Annotated in this window: 27 protein-coding genes, 1 tRNA gene and 1 pseudogene; 16 read left to right on the top strand and 13 right to left on the bottom strand. The window is 68.9% G+C overall.

Annotated elements, in window-relative coordinates; translation table 11 throughout:
- Positions 1-14 precede the first annotated feature (14 nt).
- The 3 genes and pseudogenes from GQS65_RS22245 to GQS65_RS17150 form a co-directional block, all read left to right on the top strand.
- Positions 15-131: pseudogene (locus tag GQS65_RS22245) on the top strand (hypothetical protein); the annotation flags it as partial.
- A 61-nt stretch (positions 132-192) separates the two neighbouring features.
- Positions 193-351: a thiolase C-terminal domain-containing protein gene (locus GQS65_RS22240; RefSeq protein WP_394351456.1), complete on the top strand. Its 159-nt coding sequence runs from the start codon at positions 193-195 to the stop codon at positions 349-351.
- Positions 348-707 carry a Zn-ribbon domain-containing OB-fold protein gene (locus tag GQS65_RS17150; protein WP_158205843.1) on the top strand — a complete coding sequence of 120 codons (360 nt, stop codon included), beginning with the start codon at positions 348-350 and terminating at the stop codon, positions 705-707. The genes GQS65_RS22240 and GQS65_RS17150 overlap by 4 nt, the downstream gene beginning before the upstream one ends.
- A gap of 66 nt (positions 708-773) precedes the next feature.
- Here the strand turns inward: GQS65_RS17150 and GQS65_RS17145 are convergent, their stop codons facing one another.
- The 3 genes from GQS65_RS17145 to GQS65_RS17135 are packed head-to-tail and all read right to left on the bottom strand — an operon-like array spanning position 774 to position 2274.
- Entirely contained in the window at positions 774-1724 is a 951-nt protein-coding gene (locus GQS65_RS17145) for a zinc-dependent metalloprotease (protein WP_158205842.1), read from the bottom strand.
- Positions 1725-1784: 60 nt separating this feature from the next.
- Complete coding sequence (locus tag GQS65_RS17140; RefSeq protein ID WP_158205841.1) at positions 1785-1946, bottom strand: hypothetical protein; 162 nt, start codon at positions 1944-1946, stop codon at positions 1785-1787.
- A 43-nt stretch (positions 1947-1989) separates the two neighbouring features.
- On the bottom strand, positions 1990-2274 hold the full coding sequence (locus GQS65_RS17135; RefSeq protein ID WP_158205840.1) for a hypothetical protein: 285 nt from the start codon (positions 2272-2274) through the stop codon (positions 1990-1992).
- A gap of 137 nt (positions 2275-2411) precedes the next feature.
- On the opposite strand from GQS65_RS17135, the gene GQS65_RS17130 reads away from it, so the two are divergent.
- The 4 genes from GQS65_RS17130 (at position 2412) to GQS65_RS17115 (ending at position 4600) form a co-directional block, all read left to right on the top strand.
- Positions 2412-3464, top strand: a complete 1053-nt coding sequence (locus GQS65_RS17130) for a M20/M25/M40 family metallo-hydrolase (protein ID WP_158205839.1) — start codon at positions 2412-2414, stop codon at positions 3462-3464.
- Positions 3465-3503: 39 nt separating this feature from the next.
- On the top strand, positions 3504-4127 hold the full coding sequence (locus GQS65_RS17125; RefSeq protein WP_158205838.1) for a histidine phosphatase family protein: 624 nt from the start codon (positions 3504-3506) through the stop codon (positions 4125-4127).
- A gap of 114 nt (positions 4128-4241) precedes the next feature.
- Complete coding sequence (locus tag GQS65_RS17120) at positions 4242-4427, top strand: LSM domain-containing protein (RefSeq protein WP_158205837.1); 186 nt, start codon at positions 4242-4244, stop codon at positions 4425-4427.
- Positions 4424-4600 carry a 50S ribosomal protein L37e gene (locus tag GQS65_RS17115; RefSeq protein ID WP_158205836.1) on the top strand — a complete coding sequence of 59 codons (177 nt, stop codon included), beginning with the start codon at positions 4424-4426 and terminating at the stop codon, positions 4598-4600. The genes GQS65_RS17120 and GQS65_RS17115 overlap by 4 nt, the downstream gene beginning before the upstream one ends.
- Before the next feature lie 62 nt (positions 4601-4662).
- Here the strand turns inward: GQS65_RS17115 and GQS65_RS17110 are convergent, their stop codons facing one another.
- Positions 4663-5424 (bottom strand): SDR family NAD(P)-dependent oxidoreductase, encoded by a 762-nt coding sequence (locus tag GQS65_RS17110; RefSeq protein WP_158205835.1) that lies wholly within the window; start codon positions 5422-5424, stop codon positions 4663-4665.
- Positions 5425-5694: 270 nt separating this feature from the next.
- On the opposite strand from GQS65_RS17110, the gene purF reads away from it, so the two are divergent.
- The 3 genes from purF (at position 5695) to GQS65_RS21465 (ending at position 7659) form a co-directional block, all read left to right on the top strand.
- On the top strand, positions 5695-7146 hold the full coding sequence (gene purF, locus GQS65_RS17105; RefSeq protein WP_394351455.1) for an amidophosphoribosyltransferase: 1452 nt from the start codon (positions 5695-5697) through the stop codon (positions 7144-7146).
- A 17-nt stretch (positions 7147-7163) separates the two neighbouring features.
- On the top strand, positions 7164-7325 hold the full coding sequence (locus tag GQS65_RS17100; protein ID WP_158205834.1) for a hypothetical protein: 162 nt from the start codon (positions 7164-7166) through the stop codon (positions 7323-7325).
- A 175-nt stretch (positions 7326-7500) separates the two neighbouring features.
- On the top strand, positions 7501-7659 hold the full coding sequence (locus GQS65_RS21465; protein WP_368280298.1) for a DUF7563 family protein: 159 nt from the start codon (positions 7501-7503) through the stop codon (positions 7657-7659).
- Positions 7660-7823: 164 nt separating this feature from the next.
- Here the strand turns inward: GQS65_RS21465 and GQS65_RS17095 are convergent.
- Together GQS65_RS17095 and GQS65_RS17090 are read right to left on the bottom strand one after the other, a co-directional pair.
- A tRNA-Ser gene (locus GQS65_RS17095) sits at positions 7824-7907 on the bottom strand.
- A 40-nt stretch (positions 7908-7947) separates the two neighbouring features.
- On the bottom strand, positions 7948-8667 hold the full coding sequence (locus GQS65_RS17090) for a hypothetical protein (RefSeq protein ID WP_158205833.1): 720 nt from the start codon (positions 8665-8667) through the stop codon (positions 7948-7950).
- A 54-nt stretch (positions 8668-8721) separates the two neighbouring features.
- On the opposite strand from GQS65_RS17090, the gene GQS65_RS17085 reads away from it, so the two are divergent.
- A complete protein-coding gene (locus tag GQS65_RS17085; protein ID WP_158205832.1) occupies positions 8722-8928 on the top strand; it encodes a hypothetical protein in 207 nt (68 codons plus the stop codon).
- 112 nt (positions 8929-9040) lie between these two features.
- Positions 9041-9745 carry a hypothetical protein gene (locus GQS65_RS17080; RefSeq protein WP_158205831.1) on the top strand — a complete coding sequence of 235 codons (705 nt, stop codon included), beginning with the start codon at positions 9041-9043 and terminating at the stop codon, positions 9743-9745.
- Between the two features lie 22 nt (positions 9746-9767).
- Here the strand turns inward: GQS65_RS17080 and GQS65_RS17075 are convergent, their stop codons facing one another.
- The 5 genes from GQS65_RS17075 to aroC all read right to left on the bottom strand — a co-directional run bounded on the left by GQS65_RS17075 (position 9768) and on the right by aroC (position 15357).
- Positions 9768-11435: an acyl-CoA synthetase gene (locus GQS65_RS17075; protein WP_158205830.1), complete on the bottom strand. Its 1668-nt coding sequence runs from the start codon at positions 11433-11435 to the stop codon at positions 9768-9770.
- A 49-nt stretch (positions 11436-11484) separates the two neighbouring features.
- Positions 11485-11961 carry a hypothetical protein gene (locus tag GQS65_RS17070; protein WP_158205829.1) on the bottom strand — a complete coding sequence of 159 codons (477 nt, stop codon included), beginning with the start codon at positions 11959-11961 and terminating at the stop codon, positions 11485-11487.
- Positions 11958-13535 (bottom strand): sodium:solute symporter family transporter, encoded by a 1578-nt coding sequence (locus GQS65_RS17065; RefSeq protein ID WP_158205828.1) that lies wholly within the window; start codon positions 13533-13535, stop codon positions 11958-11960. The genes GQS65_RS17070 and GQS65_RS17065 overlap by 4 nt, the downstream gene beginning before the upstream one ends.
- The gene (locus GQS65_RS17060; protein ID WP_233265167.1) at positions 13535-14008 is read right to left on the bottom strand and encodes a hypothetical protein; all 474 of its coding nucleotides are present in this window, start codon (positions 14006-14008) and stop codon (positions 13535-13537) included. Before GQS65_RS17060 ends, GQS65_RS17065 begins: the two co-directional genes overlap by 1 nt.
- 113 nt (positions 14009-14121) lie before the next feature.
- Positions 14122-15357, bottom strand: coding sequence for a chorismate synthase (gene aroC, locus GQS65_RS17055; protein WP_158205827.1), 1236 nt, complete (start codon positions 15355-15357; stop codon positions 14122-14124).
- Positions 15358-15446: 89 nt separating this feature from the next.
- Between aroC and GQS65_RS17050 the strand changes: the two genes are divergently transcribed.
- Both GQS65_RS17050 and GQS65_RS17045 read left to right on the top strand, forming a co-directional pair.
- The gene (locus tag GQS65_RS17050) at positions 15447-15671 is read left to right on the top strand and encodes a hypothetical protein (RefSeq protein ID WP_158205826.1); all 225 of its coding nucleotides are present in this window, start codon (positions 15447-15449) and stop codon (positions 15669-15671) included.
- 87 nt (positions 15672-15758) lie between these two features.
- Positions 15759-16616, top strand: a complete 858-nt coding sequence (locus tag GQS65_RS17045) for a winged helix-turn-helix domain-containing protein (RefSeq protein ID WP_158205825.1) — start codon at positions 15759-15761, stop codon at positions 16614-16616.
- 15 nt (positions 16617-16631) lie between these two features.
- On the opposite strand, the gene GQS65_RS17040 is transcribed toward GQS65_RS17045, so the two are convergent.
- Entirely contained in the window at positions 16632-17822 is a 1191-nt protein-coding gene (locus GQS65_RS17040) for an iron-containing alcohol dehydrogenase family protein (RefSeq protein ID WP_158205824.1), read from the bottom strand.
- A gap of 81 nt (positions 17823-17903) precedes the next feature.
- Entirely contained in the window at positions 17904-19190 is a 1287-nt protein-coding gene (aroA, locus tag GQS65_RS17035; RefSeq protein ID WP_158205823.1) for a 3-phosphoshikimate 1-carboxyvinyltransferase, read from the bottom strand.
- Between the two features lie 111 nt (positions 19191-19301).
- Here aroA and GQS65_RS17030 point away from each other — a divergent pair, with 111 nt between their 5' ends.
- Both GQS65_RS17030 and GQS65_RS17025 read left to right on the top strand, forming a co-directional pair.
- Positions 19302-20099 carry an enoyl-CoA hydratase-related protein gene (locus GQS65_RS17030; RefSeq protein WP_368280297.1) on the top strand — a complete coding sequence of 266 codons (798 nt, stop codon included), beginning with the start codon at positions 19302-19304 and terminating at the stop codon, positions 20097-20099.
- Between the two features lie 2 nt (positions 20100-20101).
- Positions 20102-20980 (top strand): BKACE family enzyme, encoded by an 879-nt coding sequence (locus GQS65_RS17025; RefSeq protein ID WP_158205822.1) that lies wholly within the window; start codon positions 20102-20104, stop codon positions 20978-20980.
- Positions 20981-21024: the final 44 nt, after the last annotated feature.

Here is a 21024-nt window from a genome sequence, read left to right as displayed (position 1 = left end):
GTAGCGCCGACGAGATGGACTTCGCGGAGGTCCACGACTGCTTCACCGGCGCGGAGATCATGGCCAGCGAAGCCATCGGCTTCCTTCGAGGACGGCGAGGGGTGGCCCGCCGCCGAGGCGGCCGCCTCGTCGACTCGAGGGCGACCGACCCATCAACCCCCTCGGGCGGTCTGAAGGCGGAAGGGCCACCCCATCGGCGCGACCGGGACCGGCCAGATCGTCGAACTGACCGAACAGCTCAGAGGCGGTGCGAAGGAACGCCAGATAGACGGCGCGACGAAGGGTCTGGCCCACAACCTGGGTGGCGACGCCGCAACTACCGTCGTCACGGTGATGGAGGTGCGCGAATGAGCGCCCTGACCCACGAGGAGTGGGCCGACGCCCTGCGCGAGGGCGACCTGCTCGGCGTCACCTGTACGGACTGCGGGCGGACCTACGCGACCCCGTTTCTCGTCTGTGACGAGTGTGGCTCGCGCGACCTCGAACGCACCGCGCTCCCCCGCGAGGGCGTCGTCTACACCGAGACGACCGTCCAGGTCCCTCCCGAGCAGTTCGAAGGACCGTACCAGGTCGGGATGGTCGAGGTGGACGGCGCGAAGGTGATGGCCCGTCTCGAAGGCGGTGCGGACATCGGCGACCGGGTGGTGTTCGACGACGTGCTCGAAGAGAGCGGCGACCCCGCGCCAGTCTTCCGCGTCGACGAGTAGCGCGGCGACCGGCGGCCGTCGAGTCCCGCGAGAACGAGACGAGTCTTCGACGCCCGAGACTCCCCTTCAGACGCCCATCCGGCGGAGCCACCGCACCGGGTGGTCCAGTTCGTCGTCGGTCGGGAGGTTGTCCGGGGACTCCCAGACGACTGCGGCGGTCTGGACGTCACGGGCGGCCGCGACGGACTCGAAGAACTCCTTGCCGCGTTCGTACTGGCGCTGTTTCCGGCCGAGTCCGAGGAGGCGACGGAACAGCGTCGAGAGCGGACCGCCCTGTCCGCGGCGGGCGTCGAGTTTCGCCCGAAGGTCGGCGTACTCCCGGTCGAACGTCTCGTCCATCAGGAGTTCGGCGTAGCCCTCGACGGCGGTCATCGTCGTGTCGATCTCCTGCAGGTCGGCGCGGTTGAACTGGATGGCCGAGATGTCGTCGAGCGTCGTCTCGATGAGCGATTCGAGGTGGTCGTCGAGCCACGGGGCGGCCCCGAACTCGGCGGCGTGGGTCATCTCGTGGAACGCGATCCAGCGTCGGAACCGGGGCACGTCGACGTCGAGCATCTCGGCGACGTTGACGATGTTCGGGTGGACGAAGTAGAGGCGATGTTCGTCGTGACCCGAGAGGAGCAGCGGGTCGTACTGCCCGAGGACGTGGTTGGCGAGGAAGCCGACGGAGGCGGCGATAGAGCCGGTGTTGAGGGTGCGAGCGATGCCGGGGACGACGGCGGGACCGACCTCCAGTTGGTCGAGGACACGCCGGAAGGTGGGGACGTTGGCGTCGATCCAGTGGTGGCGGTGGTGGAGTTCGACGGTCTCGGGGAGGTCGAACTCGACGCCACCGATCTCCTGAATGCGTCGGTGGGCCGCCTTCACGTCGTCGGCGTAGCCCTGCTGTTCGGCGGTCGTGAGGTCGAGGTCACCGGGGTCGGTCGCCGCCTTGGCCGCTTCGCCGACGGCGTACCAGTCGACCGGACCGTCACCGGAGGCCTCGGAGACTGCACGAACCGCACGAAAGAGGTTCATGGACGATACAGGCGCACACGCTCCAAAGGCCTTCCGGCTACCCGTAGAATCGCCCCTCGCTCACGCCTCCGGACGGGCGCTCGCTGGCTCGTCGACCACGACGTCGTCGACCGGCGTACCGGCCCGACGGCGGCGGGCCAGCGCCGTCACGAACAGCAAGAACAGCAGGCCCACGACGGCGGCGACGGCCCCGCTGCGACTCGACGCTTCGTCCGTCTCCACGCCCTCGTCGTCCTCGTCGGTGAGGGCCGTCGACCCGTCCCAGTCATCGTCCCAGTTCTCGTCGCCCCAGTCCGACTCCTCGGGGGGGGGCCGGGTCCTCGTCGTCGCCACCTCGGAACTTCCGGGCCAGGACGACCCCGAGACCACCGACGACGGCCACGACACCGACCGCACCGACGACGAGCAGTTTCCCACGACCACCGCCGCTCCCTTCGGCGTCGTCGTCGTCGCTCTCGACGTCGACGCGGTCGGCGAGTATCTGGCGGCCCAACGGCGCGACGAACGTCGAGTCGGACAGGTCGACCTTGAACACCGTGATGTCAGCCATGCGTCGTACCTCGGCGGCCGACGGCTTAGCGGTTGTCCCGACCGGCGCGGAACCGGGACCCGGTCCATCGACCGAACACCCTCACGCTCCGGCAGCGAATCGCGGGCTACTTACTCGACGGTCGGTCACTGTTCGACATGGACGAACGCCAGCGTGGGTTTCTCGACGAACTGCTGACCACGGCGTCCCCCTCGGGGTTCGAGACGCCGGCGACCCGCGTGTGGGTCGACTACGTCTCGGCGTTCGCCGACGACGTGAGCGTCGACGCCTACGGGAACGCGGTGGCAACGGTCGAAGGGTCGGGGGATGCCGACGTCGCGTTCGGGGGCCACGCCGACGAGATCGGCTTCATCGTCCGCGCCATCGACGACGATGGCTTCCTCTCGCTGTCGCGTATCGGTGGGTCTGACAGGACCGTCATGCGTGGCCAGCACGTCACGGTCCACACCGACGACCCGGTCCACGGCGTCGTCGGCCAGACGGCCATCCACCTCCGCGACGGCGACGACGACCCCGCCGACATCGAGAAGCAGTCCGTCGACGTCGGCGCGACCAGCCGCGAGGAGGCCGAGGAACTCGTCGAGGTCGGTGACCCCGTCACCTTCTCCAGTGGCGTCCAGGACCTTCAGGGCGACCGCATCGCCGCTCGGGGGATGGACAACCGTGTCGGCATCTGGGCGGCCGCCGAGGGGCTTCGGCGGGCCGGCGAGCGCGGAGCGGAGGCGACGGTCCACGCGGTGGCGACGGTCCAAGAGGAGGTCGGGCTCGAAGGCGCGCGGATGGTCGGCTTCGACCTCGACCCCGACGCGTTCGTCGCCGTCGACGTGACACACGCCACTGACGCCCCCGGCGCACCGGGTGACGCGGTGTCCCCGGTCGGCCTCGGTGACGGTCCGGTGGTCGCTCGCGGGTCGACGAACCACTCCGGCCTCGTCACCGGTGTCCGGGAGGCGGCCGACGACGAGGACATCGACGTCCAGTTGCAGGCCGCCGGGAGTTCGACCGGGACCGACGCGGACGCGGTGTTCACCGCCCGCGGCGCGACGCCGTCGCTCAACGTCGGCCTCCCGAACCGCTACATGCACACGCCCGTCGAAGTCGTCGACACGGCCGACCTCGACGCGACGGCCGACCTCCTCGCGGCCGTCGGCCGTCGCATCGAGACGTTCGACCTCGGGCCGGGGTTCTGAGAGCGGTCGCTTCTTGCTCCTCGCGCGCCTCCCCCGACTGTGAGACTCCTCCTCGTTCGACACGGCGAGACGGCGTGGAACCGGGCCGGTCGAGTGCAGGGCTGGGCACCCGTCGGACTGACCGAACGGGGCCGCGAGCAGGCCGAACGCGTCGGTGACCACCTCGCGGGGGCGTACGACCTCACCACGGTACACGGTTCGGACCTCAGACGCGCCCGCCAGACGGCGGCCGTCCTCGCCGCCGCGCTCGACGTGTCGGACGGACGACTCCACACGCACCCCGAGTGGCGCGAACGCGACTTCGGGGTCTACCAGGGGTTGACCGACGAGGAGGTGCTCGACGCCGACCCGGACCTCGTCGACCGGTACCGCCGGGGGGAGGTCCCACCGGACGAGGGACCACCGTCCGGCGAGAGTCCTCGCACGTTCCGTGAACGCGTCCTGACCGGACTGCGCACCGTGACCGACGGCGACGACCGGACCCGAGTGGTCGTCACGCACAACAACCCCATCGTCGTCGTGCTCTCCCACGTCAGCGGCCGGTCGGTACAGGCGGGGTTCGACGACTTCGACGTCCCCAACGGGTCGCTGTCGGTCGTCGAGTGGGACGCCACCACCGAGACGGGTGGGGTGGCGGCCGTCGGTCTCACCGAGTTCGAGTGAGCGGGTCCCTCGTGGCTCGGGAGCGGTCGGTCGGGAGCGGGTGTGACGTGCTCACGGCCCGGTTCCGGAGGCGTTCCCGGTGGTATTAAGGCGGTTCCCCGTCGGGTAGCGAGTATGACTGGTCGTCCACTGGACGTGCTCGAAGAATCGCTCGGTGAGGAAGTGACGGTGAACCTGAAAGGTGGGGAGGTCTACTCCGGTGCGCTGACCGGCTACGACCAGCACATGAACCTCGTCGTCGAGGACGAGGACAACGTAACGATTATCCGCGGCGATAACGTCGTCTCGATAACTCCATGACTGGCGCAGGAACACCCTCTCAGGGGAAGAAGAACACGAAGACGCACGTCAAGTGCCGCCGCTGTGGCGAGAAGTCCTACCACAAGAAGAAAAAGCAGTGCGCATCCTGTGGCTTCGGCAAGACCGCGAAACGCCGGAGCTACGACTGGCAGTCGAAGAACGGCGACCACTGAACGGCCGATTTCTCTGCGGTTCTCTCCGGCGAGGAGTCACCACCAGCGGGAGCGGAGGCGACTCAGCCCCGCAGTTCTTCGGGCGGGTCGCAGACCCGCGTGAGGTACTCCTCGTCGGCGTGGAACGGTCCGAACAGCTCGGTCGCTCCCAACTCGGGGAAGAGTGGAACCTCGTAGCCCAGCCAGAACATCCTCCCCGTCGGGCCGTCAGCGTCGAGGCCGAGGAGGTAGTCGACCGTCGAGTGACACGCCGTGGGCGGGAGCGGGCCATCGTACATCTCGGTGCTCGTGGGGCCCGGGCCCATCAGGTTGATTTTGACGTTCCGGTCGTCGTTCTCGTGGGCTGCCGTCACGCCGTAGGCGTTTCGAGCCATGATAGACGCGTACTGGGCAGCCCACCCCGCCATCGGGACGAGGACTCCCGTGCCCGAGACGTTGACGATGCGGCCGAAGTCGTGTTCGCGCATCGCGGGGAGGAGCGCCTGCATCGTCCGAACGTGAGCGAAGGCGTCCACTTCCATCGCCAGTCGAAGGTCCTCGTCGGTGAGTTCGAGGAGCGACTTCGTGTTCCAGATGCCGGCGACGTTCAGGAGGTAGGGGATGTGCCCCCACTCCGCAACCAGGTCGGCGAGGAGCGAGCGGGTGCCGTCGGCGTCGGCGAGGTCCAGTTCGTACGGGTGGATGGAGGGGTGGTCGCCGTACTCGCGGTTCATGCGGTCGATGCGGCGAGCGAGTGCGAGCACCTCGTAGTCGCCAGCGAGGTGACGAACGAGCGACGCACCGATGCCGCTCGACGCCCCCGTGATGAGGAGCGTGCCGTTCATGCGGACACCCTACTCGATTCGTTCGTGTGGTCCTCGGTCGTCATCAGTCGTCGAGTCGGTGGTGAACTGCGACGATAGCTGTTGTGTCGCGGACCGACTGGAACTCGGGACACGGTGGAGTCTGGCGACTCGCCAACCGCTCGGAGCGTGTCCCGTCGCTCCACTACGGCACGGCCCACATACGCACGTTCGTGTATACACTCGCTCGTGAGGGACCTTCGCTACGCACAACCACGGACTTTTTACTGGCTGGGCGGCCATCTCCCCCTGATGATGCACTCCGGGCCGCGCGAGAAGTGCGGCGTCGTCGGTGTCGCGCTCGACGACCGGGCGGCAGCCAGACCGCTGTACTACGCACTCTACGCCCTCCAGCACCGCGGGCAGGAGTCGGCGGGAATCGTCACCCACGACGGGTTCCAGCAGCACGACCACGTCGGGATGGGCCTGGTCGGGGACGCCTTCGACGAGGCCGACCTCGACGGGCTCAACGGGAGTGTCGGCATCGGTCACGTGCGCTACCCGACGGCCGGGAGCGTCGACACGTCGTGTGCTCAGCCGTTCTCCGTCTCGTTCAAGAGCGGGTCGCTCGGTCTCTCGCACAACGGCAACCTCGTCAACACCGCCGACGTCCGGGACGCCCTCGCCGCACAGGGTCACGCGTTCACGAGCGACGGCGACACCGAGGTCATCGCCCACGACCTCGCGCGCAACCTGCTGGACGGTGACCTCGTGCGTGCCGTCCGGCGGACGATGGACCGTATCCACGGGTCGTACGCACTCACCATCATGCACGACGACACCGTCGTCGGCGTGCGCGACCCGGAGGGGAATCGCCCGCTCTGCATCGGCGAACTGCCGGACGGGTACGTCATCGCCTCCGAGTCGGCGGCCATCGACACGCTCGACGGCGAACTCGTCCGCGACGTGCGACCGGGTGAACTCGTCGTCCTCGAAGCCGACGGGTCGGGCTACGAGACCTACCAGCTCGTCGAGCGCGACCGGACCGCTCACTGCTTCTTCGAGCACGTCTACTTCGCCCGGCCGGACTCGGTCATCGACGGCAGCCTCGTCTACGAGACGCGCCGTGACCTCGGGCGCGCGCTCTGGGAGGAGTCGGGCGTCGACACCGACGTCGTGATGCCCGTCCCCGACTCTGGGCGGGCGTTCGCAACCGGCTACGCCGAAGCGTCGCAGGACTCGGGCGCGGACGTCGAGTTCGCCGAGGGCCTGATGAAGAACCGCTACGTCGGCCGGACGTTCATCATGCCGACGCAGGACGCCCGCGAACGCGCCGTGCGGCTGAAACTCAACCCCATCCGTTCGACCGTCGAGGGGCGGACGGTGACGCTCATCGACGACTCCATCGTCCGCGGCACCACGTCGAACCAGCTCGTCGACCTGCTGCGCGACGCCGGGGCCGAGGAGGTCCACCTGCGAATCGGTGCGCCGCCCATCACCGCCCCCTGCTACATGGGTATCGACATGGCGACCCGCGAGGAACTCATCGCCGCCGGCGAGGACGTCGCGGACGTCGAGTCGACGGTGGGGGCGGATTCGCTGGCGTACCTCTCCGTCGACGCCGTCGCCGCGGCACTAACGGAGTCCCGTGCCGACCTCTGTCTGGGCTGTGTCACCGGCGAGTACCCCTACGACATCGACGGGGAGACGACCGACCGCGACGTCCGACGACCCGGCGTCGACACAGCCCCGGCCGACGACTGACCTCGACGTCCACCGGTGTGCCCGTCGCCCTCGCCGGCCCGTACCGTTCCCCGACGGGACCCGGCCGTCCGAGCGACCACCTTCCGGACGGGTCGTCCGTGACCACCGCCGCGGACTGCACCGCCGCGGACTGTACCGCCACCGTCGGGGCCGATGGCCGAATCACGGTCCGGCAGTGACGCGACTTCCGTCGTTCACGGGCGAACACGCACGAGTTCGCAAGTGCTCGTCGACGCGACCGCGTCGTCCCCTCGTCGACCCGGCCGGAGCGCGGCGGTGGGTGCGGTTCCGGCCCACCCACACCTTGACCTCGCAGGCTCAACCCACATCCGACGCAGTCCCCTCTCTCCACACGTGACCGAGTGTGACAACTGCGGGTCGTTCGTGACCGAAGCGTACGTCCGAGTGTTCTCGCCGCCGGAGATGGAGACGGTCAGGGTCTGTCCCAACTGTGAGGACAAACTCCGCGACGGTGCGCAGATCCGCGAGGCCCGCTCTTCGCGCGGGAACTGACGCCGTCGGGAACTGTCACAGCAGCCACCTCTCCTCCGGAGACCAGCCTCTGGCGTGAAACGCCGATGCACGTCGAGACGGTCGCTCGCTTCGCTACGCGCGTTCGGTCCCCTCCGAATCCAGAGGTGCCCTTGCGGTCGTTCGCGTCCGCTCACGACCGGAGACGGTGAGGCTGGGATTCGAACCCAGGAGGCAAATGCCACCGGTTTTCAAGACCGGCGCGTTAGGCCAGGCTCCGCCACCTCACCACACCACGGCGTACCGGTCCGCCCCTCTTTGTCCTGTCGGTCAGCGTGCGAGCGTCAGGTCCGCGCCCTCCGCCACGACGGTCACACCGAGGTCGTCCAGTACGGCCGTCGTCCGCTCGGGGACGATGCGACCGGCACGCCGTCGCGCCCGAATCAACGAGAGCGCCTCGGCGAGGTCCGAACCGGTCTCGACGACGGGCAGGACCGGGAGGAAGTCCACGTCGTAGCCCGCGTCGAGACCACGGTCGGTGACCGTCTCGACGGCCGGCGCGGCGTACGCGTCCTCGAAGTCGACGGGGTCGGTGAACCCCGCGTAGTACACCCGGCCCCTCGTGGCAGGCCCGACGACGACCTCGCTGGAGCGGAGCTTCATCGCCGCGTTGTCGACGTGCGAGCGGCCGAGGAACGCCGCGGTCGGTTCGACGACGGCGACGGAGACGACGTCCTCGCCGTCCAGCAGGTGAGTCGCGGTGTTACCCGCCCGTCCCGCGAACGTCTCGCCGACCTGCACCTCGTAGCGTACCGCGTCGGGGTCCGCGACCGCCTCGCGGACGACGCTCCGCAGTTCGGCTTCGGCGTCCTCCTCGCCGCGGTAGTTGACGAGTAGTTCGCCGCCGCTGGTCTCGACGGCCCGGCAGACGTCCCCGAGCATCGCGGCGTAGAGGTCGGCGCACTCGGCGGGGGTGAGCGGTGACGTGTCGGCGAGCGTCGAGAGGACGCCTTCGCGTGGCGGGTCACAGAGGACGGCGACGGTGGTCATGTCCGGGCATCCGACCCCCGCGGGCTTTATGCCCTCGGTGTCGAACGCTTGGCCATGGTACTCTCACGACTCCTCGGTGGTCTCGCCGTCCTCTCCGTCGCCGGCCTCACGCTCGGCACGCTCTGGACGCTGCTCGGACTGCTCACCGGCGAGTACGTCGTCGCGTCGGCGCTCGCACTCGCACTCGTCCTCGTCGTCGCCGGGGGCGGCGTCCTCGCGGGCCGTCGGTCCGGTCGGTGGACCGCCAACCCCTACTGGTGAGCGTCGGGGCCTGTCCCCGCACCGTGGGACGCTGGTCTCCCCCCGTCCCCCTTCGCCTGCGGTAGCCTGCCGGGAGCTGTGGATTCAACACCGGTGCGTTCCTACGCTCCCCGTGACCAGAGCGGCAGTCGAGACGGAGCTCCACGACGCCATCGACGCGACGATGGACGCCGTCTACGAGGCGTTCGACGTAGTCAGTGCGGTCCGGGGGAGCGCGGGAGGTGCGGTCGGGTCGCGCGCCGTCGACGCACTCCTCAAACGGAACCGTGTGCTGAACGAGCGTCTCGTCGAACCGGAACTCGACCGCTACCGGCGGAACGCTCGTCGGCAGGTGACGGCGATGCTGGACGCCGTCGCCGCGGGCGACCCGGTCGAGACGCGACGTGCCGAACTCCTCGACGCGAGCGTCTACGTCGAGGCGCTCCGCGAGGACGCCCCGACCGCCACGCGCGACGCCGTCGAGTCGGCTGTCGTCGACCGGTTCACACGGGCGGGTGTGGCGGTGACGCCGCTCGTGGAGAGCGACGAGACCGAGTTCTGGGCCGCCGCGCGGACCGAACTCTCCCGTGCCGGGATGGACGACCTCGTGGCCGCCAACTTCTCGTTCGCTCCGCGGATGCGCGAGTTCCGCGACGCGCTGGCGTTCGAGACCCGTCTCGACCCCGGTGCGGTCCTCGACAGTCCGCTCGTCGCCGGCCTCCCGACCCTCGCCGTCGACTACACCGACGAGTCGTTGCGAGCGATGTCCCGCGGCGAGACGAGGGTCAGACGCGCCTACGAGCGAGCGGTCGACCGTCGGTTCGAAGGCGACGGCTGACTCCCACGGGACGCCGGAGGCCTCACTCGCCGTCGTACCCCTCCCGCAGTTTCCGCCGTTGTATCTTCCCGGTCGTCGTCTGTGGCAGTTCGTCGACGAACACCACCTCGCGGGGGTACTCGTACTTCGCCAGTCGCTCGCGGACGAGGTCCTGAATCGCTCGCCGAAGGTCGTCGTCGCCCGTGACGCCCGAGACCGGCTGGACGAACGCCGTGATGCGCTCCCCGCGCGTCTCGTCGGGGAGGCCGACGACCCCCACCTGTGCCACGTCGGGGTGGTCGAGGACGACGTTCTCCACCTCCCCCGGCCCGACGCGGTAGCCCGAGGTGATGATGACGTCGTCGTCGCGTGATTTGAACCAGCAGTAGCCCTCGGCGTCACGACTGCCGAGGTCACCGGTCAGATGCCAGTCGTCGCCGTCTGGCCCCTCGACGGTCGCCGCTGCGGTCTTCTCCGGTGCGTTCCAGTACTCGCGGAACACGACCGGATCGCCCGTCCGTCGGACGGCGAACTCGCCGACCTCGCCTGCCGGGAGTTCCTCCCCAGTCTCCGAGTCGAGGACCGCCACGTCGTGGCCGGGGACGGGTCTGCCCATGCTCCCGACCCGAGCGTCGAACCACTCGCGGCAGTTCGTGACGAGCAGGTTCGCCTCGGTCTGGCCGTACAGTTCGTTGACGACGGTGCCCGACAGTTCCTCGTCGGCCCACGCCAGAATCTCGGCGGTGAGCGGTTCGCCGCCCGAACAGACGGCCTCGACCGAGAGGTCGTACCGCTCGGCGGGGGCCTCGACGTCCATCAGCATCCGAATCGCCGTCGGCGGGAGGAACGTCCCCGTCACGTCGAACTCTTCGACCACCTCGAACGCCGTCTCGGGGTCGAACGTCCCCATGGGGTAGCCGACGACGGGTTGGCCGTAGTGCCACGCCGGGAACAGCAGGTCGCCGAGCGCACCGATCCACGCCCAGTCCGCGGGCGTCCAGTACACCCCGTCGACGCTCCGCTCGAAGTACATCGAGAACGCCGGACAGTGCCCCGCCCAGAGACCGTGTTCGTGCAGCACGCCCTTCGGCGGCCCGGTCGACCCGCTGGTGTAGAGAATCATCGCGGGCGTCTCGTGGTCCGTCTCGACGATGGCGAACTCGGTGTCCGCGACGAGCAGGTCGGCGAACGCGACGGTTCCGTCGGTCGGGTCGCCGGGAACCGTGAGGTCGCCGTCGGTCGGTTCGACGACGTGCTCGACGGTGTCCACGTCGCCGGCCGCGTCGAGCACCGTCTCGCTCACCGACGGGTCGGCGACGACGACCCGCGCGCCGCTGTCGTCGAGTCGGTAGCGAAGCGAGTCGGGACCGAACAGGACCGAGAGCGGCAACGAGACGGCCCCGAGTTTCCAGCACGCGAGGTGGGTCAGTGCGTTCGCGGGGCGCTGTGGGCAGACGACCGCCACCCGGTCGCCCCGGTCCACGCCGCGTGCGGCCAGTCCGTTGGCGAGGCGGTTCGACAGGCGGTCGAGGTCGGCGAACGAGTACGTCTCCCGACGGCCGTCCGGGTACGCCTGGTAGAGCGCGGGCGCGTCGGCATCGTCGTGTTTCCGGAGTAGGTCGTGGGCGAGGTTGTAGTCCGGTGGGAACTCCCACTCGAAGGACGCGCGTGCGTCCTCGTAGCCGTCGCCGAGCGTGACGTGCCAGGTCATACCGCACGGCCACGCCGCTGGCTAAAGAAACCGGCCCCCACCGGTCGTCTCAGAGGAAGGCGAGACGTGGGGTCCGCGTCGAGACGTCGACGGAGGAGAACGCCTCGTGGTCGGCGAGTCGCTCGACGAGTTCGCGCTGCTGGTCGCCGTTCGCGGTGTTCGACAGCGTCCACTCGTGGTGGCCGTCGTCGTCCGTCCACGCGAGTTCGAGTCGGGCGCGGCGCGTCCGCGTGCCCTCGGTGAGCGCGAGCGAGTCGAGCGCCGAGAGCGGGACGGCGAGGTTCCGCGCCTCCGAGACGAGCGCCTCGTCGGGTGACCACTCTTCGAGTCGGCCGCGCGTGCGTTCGCCCATGTCCGCGCGGAGCAGCATCGCGCTGAACGACTCGCCGGCGAAACAGCAGACGAGTCGCCGGTCGGTGACGACCACCTCCCAGAACTCCAGTGAGGTCGGTCGGTTGCGGAACCACTCGGTGAACCGCCCGAGCGTCGTCTCGGCCGCAGTCGTCGCCGTCTCCTGGCCCGTCATCGGTCGATGAGGGCGGCGATGTCCGCCGGGACGCGGTTACCGCGCTGGGTCGCCAGGGAGACGAACACGAACAACGCGATGGCGAGGAGCAGCGCCGTCGCACCGACCGGGACGCCGTTGAACGTGCTACCGTAGAAGCCACTGACGGCGTCGCCGGCCGACTCGAACCCGGCCTGCGTGAGGATTCGCGGTACGGCACTGAACAGGACGTTGAACCCCATCCCGCCGAGGGCGGCCGCGATGGCTCCCGCCGACGTCGCCCCCTTCCAGTTCATCCCGAGTGCGGCGATGGGGAAGATGGCCGCCGCGAAGAACCCCCAGCCAATGGTCCCCAGGATGCCGACGAGTTCGCTGGAGAAGAACACGACGAACGTCGAGGCGACGGTGAGGAACGCGAGCGCACCCTGCGTGACCCGGAGTTCCGTCCGGTCGTTCCGGATGTTCACCCCGAGTGACTTCGGGATGTCCCGCGAGATGGCCGCCGCCCCGATGTTGAGGAAGGAGTCGCTCGTGGACATGATGGCCGCGAGCAGCGCCGCGAGGATGAGACCCGCGACGACGCCGGGCGTGTTCTCCAGGACGAACACCGGGCCGACGATGGAGGCGCTGGCCGGTTCGGCCGCGCTCCCGGCTTCGACCATCGCCCGCAGCGAGAGGCCCACCGAGAGCGCGAGCAGGCTCGAAACCGCGTAGGAGATGGCCGCGATGGGCGCACCCCAGCGCAGGATGCGCAGGTTGCGACTCATGTAGAACTTCGTGATGAGGTGTGGCTGACCGGCCGCGCCGAGCGAGAACAGGATCCACCAGCCCAGCCCGGTGAAGATGGGCACCGCGACGGCCGTCTCGACGCCGAGCGACCCGAACGGCGTGACGAGCGCGGGGTTCGCGCTCTCGAGGTTGGCGAAGATGTTCTCGACACCGCCGCCGAACGAGATGGCGAAGAAAAACACCATCACCGCGCCGATTATCATCGTGATGGCCTGGACGAAGTCCGTCCAGACACCCGCTATCATCCCGCCGAGCATACTGTAGAACAGCAGGATGAGTGCGCCGCCGAACAGACCGTAGATGACGGGGATGCCGAAGATGGCACGCATCACGTACTGGAGTGCGGCGAGGTTCGTCGCCAAGTAGGCGATGACCCCGACGACGACGGCGATACCCGTCAGCAGTCGGACGACGTCACTCTCGTAGCGGACGTACATCCCGTCGGCGAGCGTCAGCACGTCGCGGATGTCCGCGAGGATACGCATCCGCTTGGCGAGGACGACCCACGTGACGAGAAAGCCCAGCGGTGCGGTGAGGAATATCCAGAACGACGTCGTCCCGTAGAGGTAGATGAGTTCGGGACCACCGACGAAGCCGAACCCGGACTGGATGACCGAGAACGCCGTCAGCGCCAGCACCCACGTCCCGATGGACTTGCCCGTGATGAGGAAGTCCTTGGTCGACTCGGTCTGCATGTACCCCCACGCGCCGATACCGAGCACGAGCAGCAGGTACGCCGACCCGAACAGCAACACGAACGGGTCGTCGGCGACAGGGATCTCCTGTAGCGGCACGAGCGACCGCATCAGTCGTCACCCCCGGTCGACCCGTCGCTCGGCGTCAGCGGGTAGCGACGCTCCGACTGTGCGTCCCGCGCCTCCGCCATGATGTCGTCGACGACGTCGTCGCTCCCGATCTCGGGGAAGAGAACGGCGTAGTAGATGGCCCCGAGCAGTGGGAGAATCCAGATGAACACCAGGTACGACAGCGTCGCACTGGGGACGCCGAAGACGTAGGTGAACTCCCCACTCCCGGGCGTCCAGAAGTACCAGATAGTGGTCAGGCCCGCGAGGAACGTGGCGAGCAGGCCCGCGCCGAGCCCCACGTACGGCGAGAGGTCGAACTCGCGTCGCCCCCGTTCGACCGACGCCCCGACGACCACCGAGACGATGAGGACGGCCGCGACGTAGGAGAACGCACGGTAGGTCCCACCCACCGCGGTCACCAGCGCGGCGACCGACAACACCCCGACCGTTGCCATGAGTTTGTTCCGTGACATACCGTCACGTCCTTCCCGCCGGCCGTAAGGTGACGGGTTAATTTGTTAACCCGGTCGGTCGCCGTTCGGCGGTTCCTCGTCGACGAGTGATACGAACCACCCGCGTGTCTCGCTCAGTCCTCCGTCGGTTCGGCGTGGGTGTCCGCTCCGTCCGGGTCGTTCTGCGGACTGCTCGGGTGGTAGTCGGTGTCGTACTCGCCCGGCCGGTCGTCGAGTCGGTCGGGGTTGACGCGCCCGGCGAGGAGCATGAAGTCGAGGATGGTGCAGTGGAGCATCGCCTCGACGACGGGCACCGCTCGCGGCGGCAAGACGGGGTCGTGGCGACCGACGACCTGGATACGTTTCTCCTCGCCCGTCTCCCAGTCCACGGTGGTCTGTTCTTTCGGAATCGAGGTCGGGGCGTGCCACGTCACCTCGCCGTAGATCGGTTCGCCGGTGGTGATCCCTCCCTGAATACCGCCGTGGTCGTTGCCGACGGGCGTGGGGTCACCCCGCGGCTTGTCGCCGCTCGCGTCGTCCGCGGAACTCCGTTCCGCGCTATCGTCGAACTCCCAGTCCTCGTTCCGGTCGATGCCGGCCACCTCGCGGGCCTCCCGGCCCAGACCGAACTCGAACGCCGTCGTCGCGGGAATCGCCATCATCGTCTGCCCGAGGCGGGCCGGGAACGAGTCGAATCGTGGTGCGCCGAGTCCTCGGGGCACGCCGCGCGTCTCGAAGTAGATGGACCCGCCGATGGAGTCGCCCTCCTGCTGGTACTCGTCGATGCGTTCGCGCATCGTCTCGGCCGTCTCGGGGTGGGCACACCGGACCGGGTTCTCCTCGGTGTGTTCGACCATCTCCTCGAAGGTCACGTCGGGGGCGACGATGTCGTCGATCTGGTTGACGTGCGCTTTCACCTCGATGCCGAACCGTTCGTTTATTTTCTTGGCGATGGCTCCCGCAGCGACCCAGTTGACCGTCTCGCGGGCGCTGGAGCGCCCGCCGCCGCCCCAGTTGCGCGTGCCGAACTTCGCGGAGTAGGTGAAGTCGCCGTGTGAGGGACGGGGCGCGGTGACGAACGGTTCGTACTTCCCCGACCGGGCGTCCTTGTTCTGGACGACCATCCCGATGGGCGTCCCCGTCGTGTAGCCGTCCTGGACCCCCGAGTTGATGACGACGGCGTCGGGTTCGCCGCGACTCGTCGTGATCATCGACTGGCCGGGTTTCCGCCGGTCGAGTTCGCGCTGGACGTCCTCCTCGGAGAGTTCGAGCCCCGCCGGGACGCCCGAGACGGTGGCTCCCATCGCCGGCCCGTGGCTCTCGCCGTAGGTGGTGACTCGGAACAGTCGCCCGAACTGATTGCCGTTCATGCCCTCCGTGCGGTGCGAATCCATTTCAAGCGTACGGATAGCGCAGGTGGCCCGTACGTTCCAAGTGGTCGGCGGCCGTGGCGTCACCCATGGAAGAAGCACTCGAAGTCGTGGACGTACTGGCCGACTCGGGACTCGAAGGCGTGTTCACGTGGCTGTTACGCCTCCTCGGCGTCGTGGCCGTCCTCGCCGGCCTCGGTCTCTGGCTGTTCACCGACGCGGGGATTCTCGTCCTGCCGGCGCTGTTGCTCGTCGTCGGGGTGATCCTCCTCGTCGCGCCGAGCGTCCTGCTGGCACTCGCAGAACTCGCCTGACTCCGACGGACTCCATCGCTCGACGACGACCATCGAAGGGGCCGTCGTGTCCACAACGGCTTTCGGGTGGCCGGTGATGGACCCTCCATGGACCACGACGCTGGCATCACCGTCGACTATCGGTCGCCCGAGGAGGTGTTCGCGGTCCTCGGTAACGAGACGCGACTCGCCATCCTTCGGGCGTTCGTCGGGGCCGAAGGGCCGCTCACGTTCTCACGGCTCCGCGAGACGGTCGGGATGCGCGACTCCGGGCAGTTCAACTACCACCTCCAGAAACTGTCCGGGGCGTTCATCCGCGAGAGCGAAGCGGAGGACGGGTACGAACCGACGCTGGCCGGGATGCGCGTCGTCGGTGCGCTCGTCGCGGGCAACTACACGGCCGACGCGACCATCGACCCCATCGACGTCGACGACGCCTGTCCGACCTGCGAGGAGCGGCCCCTGCGCGTCACGTTCGAGGACGACCAGGCACACGTCAGGTGTCCTCACTGTGAGTCGTTCCACAACCAGTACGGGTTCCCGCCGGGGACCATCGACCAGTACAGCCACGAGGAGCTTCCGCAGGTGTTCGACCGCTGGCTGTGGACGCTGTTCCAGCGTATCACCGCCGGGTTCTGCGTGAACTGTGCGGGGCGTCTCGACGGGGCACTCGTCACCGACGGGGACGAACCACGCATCGAGTGGCGCTGTGACCGCTGTGGGGACAGGGCGAACGCGTCGGTGACGGTTCCCGTCCTCTACCACCCGGCGACCCAGGGCTTTCTCTACGACCACGGTGTCGACCCGACGACGACGCCCTCGTGGCGCATCGCCACGAAGCGTGACCGCGACGTCGAAGAGACCGACGACGGCGTGACGGTCCGACTCACCGTCGACGGCGAGACGGTGACTGGCCGGGTCGCACACGACGGGTCGGTCACGGACGTCGACCGGTCGGACCGCTGACGACCCCGTTCCTACTCACCAGGTCGCTTCGAGCGTGTCGAGCAGGTCCTCCCGACTCGGGTCGAACCCCTCGGGCGCGTTCGCCACGAACTGGTCCTCGGCGACACGTCGGGCCACGGTGGGCAGTGCATCACGCTCGACTTCGTCGACCTCGCGCAGTCGCGCGGGCAGTCCCAGTCCGTCCCGGACCGCGGCGACGGCGTCGACGACGGCACTCGCCGTATTCTCGGCGTCGGTGACGCCCAGAGCCGTCGCCAGCAGGTCGCGCCGGCCGTCGACCGACTCGAACAGCAGTTCGAGCGCGGGCGGGGCCATCACGGCGTGGGCGACGCCCTGCTGGACCCCCTCGCCGCGCAGTCCGTGGCCGAAGGCGTGAATCAGCGAGAGCAGTCCGCCGTCGACGGTCGCTCGCGGGTACTGGACGAGGACGATACCGGCGACGACACGCTCCAGCACCGACTCGTCGGCGGGGTCGGTGACGCCGGGGAGCGCGTCGGTGAGCAACTGGAGGCCACGAATCGCCGGCGCGTCGGTCAGCGGCGACGCGTGACGCGAGTAGAGCGCTTCGAGACCCTTGTCGAAGCCGTTCATCGCGGACCCGACGAGCGCACCGGTCGGCGTCGTCTCGAACAGCACGGGGTCGTAGACCACCGCGTCGGGCATCAGCCGTGGGTCACCGTAGCCACCGGAGAGCGTCTCCTCGTCGCCGTCCCCGTAGAACGTCACCGACCCGCCCGTCGAGCAGTCCGCACCCGCGAGCGTCGTCGGGACGGCGACCAGCGGCGGGAGCGACGCGTCCGGAACCGGTATCGTGCCGTGCTCGGCGACGTACGCGCGGAACTCGTCGGCGTCGTGCCCCGTCACGGCGACGGCGCGCATCGCCCGCGCCACGTCGATGGACGAGCCACCACCGACCGCCACGAGGGCGTCCGCGTCGTGGTCGGCCATCGCCGCGACTCCCTCGGTGACCGCGCGAGCGTCCTTGTCCGGCGTCGTGCCGTCGAAGACACCCGCGAGCGAGTCGCCGAGACCGGACTCGACGGGGGCCATCGTGTCTCGATTCGCGCCGACGTTCGACCCGCAGACGACGAGTGCGCGTTCACCGCCCGCCTCTGCAACCGAGTCGCCGAGTTCGGCGGTGCGGCCACGGCCGAACGCGATGCGTCCGGCGACGTTCTCGTAGTCGAAGGGAGCGACGTGGTCCATGGCACCCGTGTGGGTCGGTGCCCCGTTAACGGTTGAGCATGCGGCGAACGGTCCGGACACTTCGTGGTGGGCCTCCCGTGCTCACTCGACGCGCGTCGGGGCCGCCCCCAACTCGTCGAGCACGTCGAAGAAGTCGGGGAACGACACGTCGACGTGCTCGGCCCCCCGCACGGTCGTCTCGCCGTCCGCGACGAGTGCGGCGACGGCCAGCGACATGACGATGCGGTGGTCGTGGTAGCCGTCGACCGTCGCGCCCGTCAGGTCGGACTCGCCACCGTGGACGGTCAGCGAGTCGCGTTCTTCGGTCGTCTCGACGCCCATCTTCCCGAGTTCGGTCGCCATCGCGCTCACGCGGTCGGTCTCCTTGTATCGGACGTGTTCGGCGTCCGTGATGTGGGTGTCGCCGTCCGCGACTGCGCCGAGCGTGGCGATGGTCGGCAGCAGGTCGGGCGTGTCGGCGACACTGACTTCGACGCCGGAGAGCGCCGAGCGTGACGCCTCGATGACGCCCGCGTCGCGGTCCCACGCCACGTCGCCGCCCATCCGTTCGACGACGTCGACGATGGCGGTGTCGCCCTGTGCGCTCGGGACCGCCCCCTCGATACGGAGGCCGTCGGGGGCGGCGAGGACGCCCATCGCCAGCAGGTAGGAGATAGAGGAGAAGTCGCCGGGGACGGTGTACGGGTCGTCGCGTGTGTACGACTGCCCACCCGCCACCTCGAACCCGGCGTCGGTCTGCTCGGTGTCGACGCCGAAGTCCGCCAGCAGTTCGCGCGTGATGTCGACGTAGGGCGCGCTCTTGAGTTCGGTTTCGAGGTCGATGCGGATGCCCTCGCTCGTCGCCGCGCCGGCCATCAACAGCGCGGTGATGTACTGCGAGGAGACGTCGCCGGGGATGGAGACCCGCCCGCCGTCGATGGCTCCGCCGACGACGAGCGGTGCCTGTCCGTTGTCGCGGGTCGATTCCGCCCGGCCGCCGAGGTCCGCGATGGCCGCCAGCAGCGGCCCCTGTGGCCGCGACCGGAGCGAGTCGTCGCCCGTGAGGACCGTCAGACCGTCGCCGAGGGCGGCCGTCCCCGTCGTCAGGCGCATGGTCGTCCCGCTGTTGGCGCAGTCGACGACGTCCTCGGGGACGTCGGGGCGGCCGTCGAACCCCTCGACGTGCCGGTCGTCGCCGTCCTCGGTGACGGTGCCGCCGTAGGCCTCGACCGCTCGCATCGTCGCTCGCGTGTCGGCGCTCAAGAGCGGTCGTTCGACGGTCGCACCGGCGGCGTACCCCGCCGCGAGGATGGCCCGATGGGTGTAGCTCTTCGACGGCGGTGCGCGGGCGGTCCCGGAGAGGAGAGACGGCGAGAGTCGAAGGTCCATGCCACGGCGTGGCGCGGGCCGCGCATGAGGGTTCCGGAGTGTGCAGGGCTTGCATCGGTCCGCCCGCACGGGGAAACGGCTTTGTGATGCGCTCACGCATCACGCCCAACCGTGGACATCGACGCACTCTCGGACGACGACCTCCGTCTCGACACGCGCGACGACGGACTCGTCGTCCGGGCGACCATCGACCGCCCCGACCAGCGCAACGCGCTGAACGACGCCGTCGTCGCCGGACTGCTCGACGCCCTCGACGCCGCGGACGACGCCGACGCGCGGGTGTTCGTGATTCGAGGCGCTGGTGAGACGTTCTGTTCGGGCGGTGACCTCTCGGCGATGCCCCTCGGACAGGGCGCACAGGACTACCGCGAGAACTTCTCGGGACTCGCTCGTCTCCTCAAACGGATGGAGGACGCATCGGTCATCACCGTCGCCGCCGTCGAGGGGTACTGTCTCGCCGGTGGCTGTGGCCTCGCCGCGGCGTGTGAGTTCGTCGTCGCCGACGCCGACGCCCAGTTCGGCACGCCGGAGGTGAACGTCGGCCTGTTCCCCGCACAGGCGATGGCCCCCATCACCCGCGCCGTCGGCGAGAAACAGGCACTCAAGCTCATGTTCACCGGCGAGCGCATCGACGCCGAGGAGGCCCACCGCATCGGTCTCGTCACGACTGTCGCGGACCAGGGTGAGTTCGAGGCGACGCTCGACGACACCGTCGCCGCCATCGTGAAGAACAGTCCCGTGATGCTCTCGATGGGCAAGGAGGCGTACTACGCTCAGCGCGACATGGGCTACGGCGAGGCACTGGACTACCTCAAGGAGGTCATCGCACTGCTCGCGCTCTCGGAGGACACCGAAGAGGGTATCGACGCGTTCCTGACCGACCGCGACCCCGAGTGGCGGGGGCGATAGCGATGTTCGACAGCCAGGAGTCACTGAAGGGTAACGACCCCGAGACGGCCGTGATTTCGGCGGCGCTCACCGGCGCGCTCACGACACGGGACCAGTGTGAGCACATCCCCTACACGCCCGAGGAGATCGCCGAGGACGCTGCCGCCGCACGCGAAGCGGGTGCGAGCGTCGCCCACATCCACGCGCGGACTCCCGACGGGTCGCCCACGTTCGAGACGGAGACCTACCGCGAGATTCGGGACGCGGTCCGCGAGCGGACCGACATCGTCGTCAACTTCTCGACGGGTGCGGTCGGGGTGCCCGTCGAGAAACGCGTGGCGTACATCGAGGAGACGGCCCCCGAGATGGCCGCGCTCAACATGGGGTCGATGAACTACGCGAAGTACTCCGAGTCCCGCGAGGAGTTCGTCTTCGACATGGTGTTCGAGAACTCCTTCTCGGAGATTCGAGCGTTCGTGGCCGCGATGAACGACGCGGGCGTCAAACCCGAACTGGAGTGTTTCGACACCGGGCACGTCGGGAACGCCGAACCGCTCGTGAAACACGGCGACCTGAACGAACCGCTCCAGTTCAGCCTCATCATGGGCGTGCTCGGCGGCATCCCCGCGAGCGTCGAGAACCTCGCCCACCAGGTCCGACAACTCCCCGAGTCCGCGACGTGGCAGGTCATCGGCATCTCGCGGGACCAGTGGCCGCTCTGTGCGGCGGCGCTCTCGATGGGCGGCAACGTTCGGGTGGGGTTGGAGGACAACTTCTACCTTCCCGACGGTGAGATGGCGACGAACGCCGAGTTGGTCGGGGAGGCCGCGAAGCTGGTCCGACAGGTCGGCCGGAAACCGGCGACACCCGACGAGGCACGGGCGATCCTGAGTATCGACTGAGCCCGGTCGTCGTCTCGCTCGTCTCGCTTTTCTCCCTGCGCGTG

Source organism: Halomarina oriensis, assembly GCF_009791395.1.
Lineage (GTDB): Archaea > Halobacteriota > Halobacteria > Halobacteriales > Haloarculaceae > Halomarina > Halomarina oriensis.
This window is presented reverse-complemented; position numbering and strand designations above follow the sequence as displayed.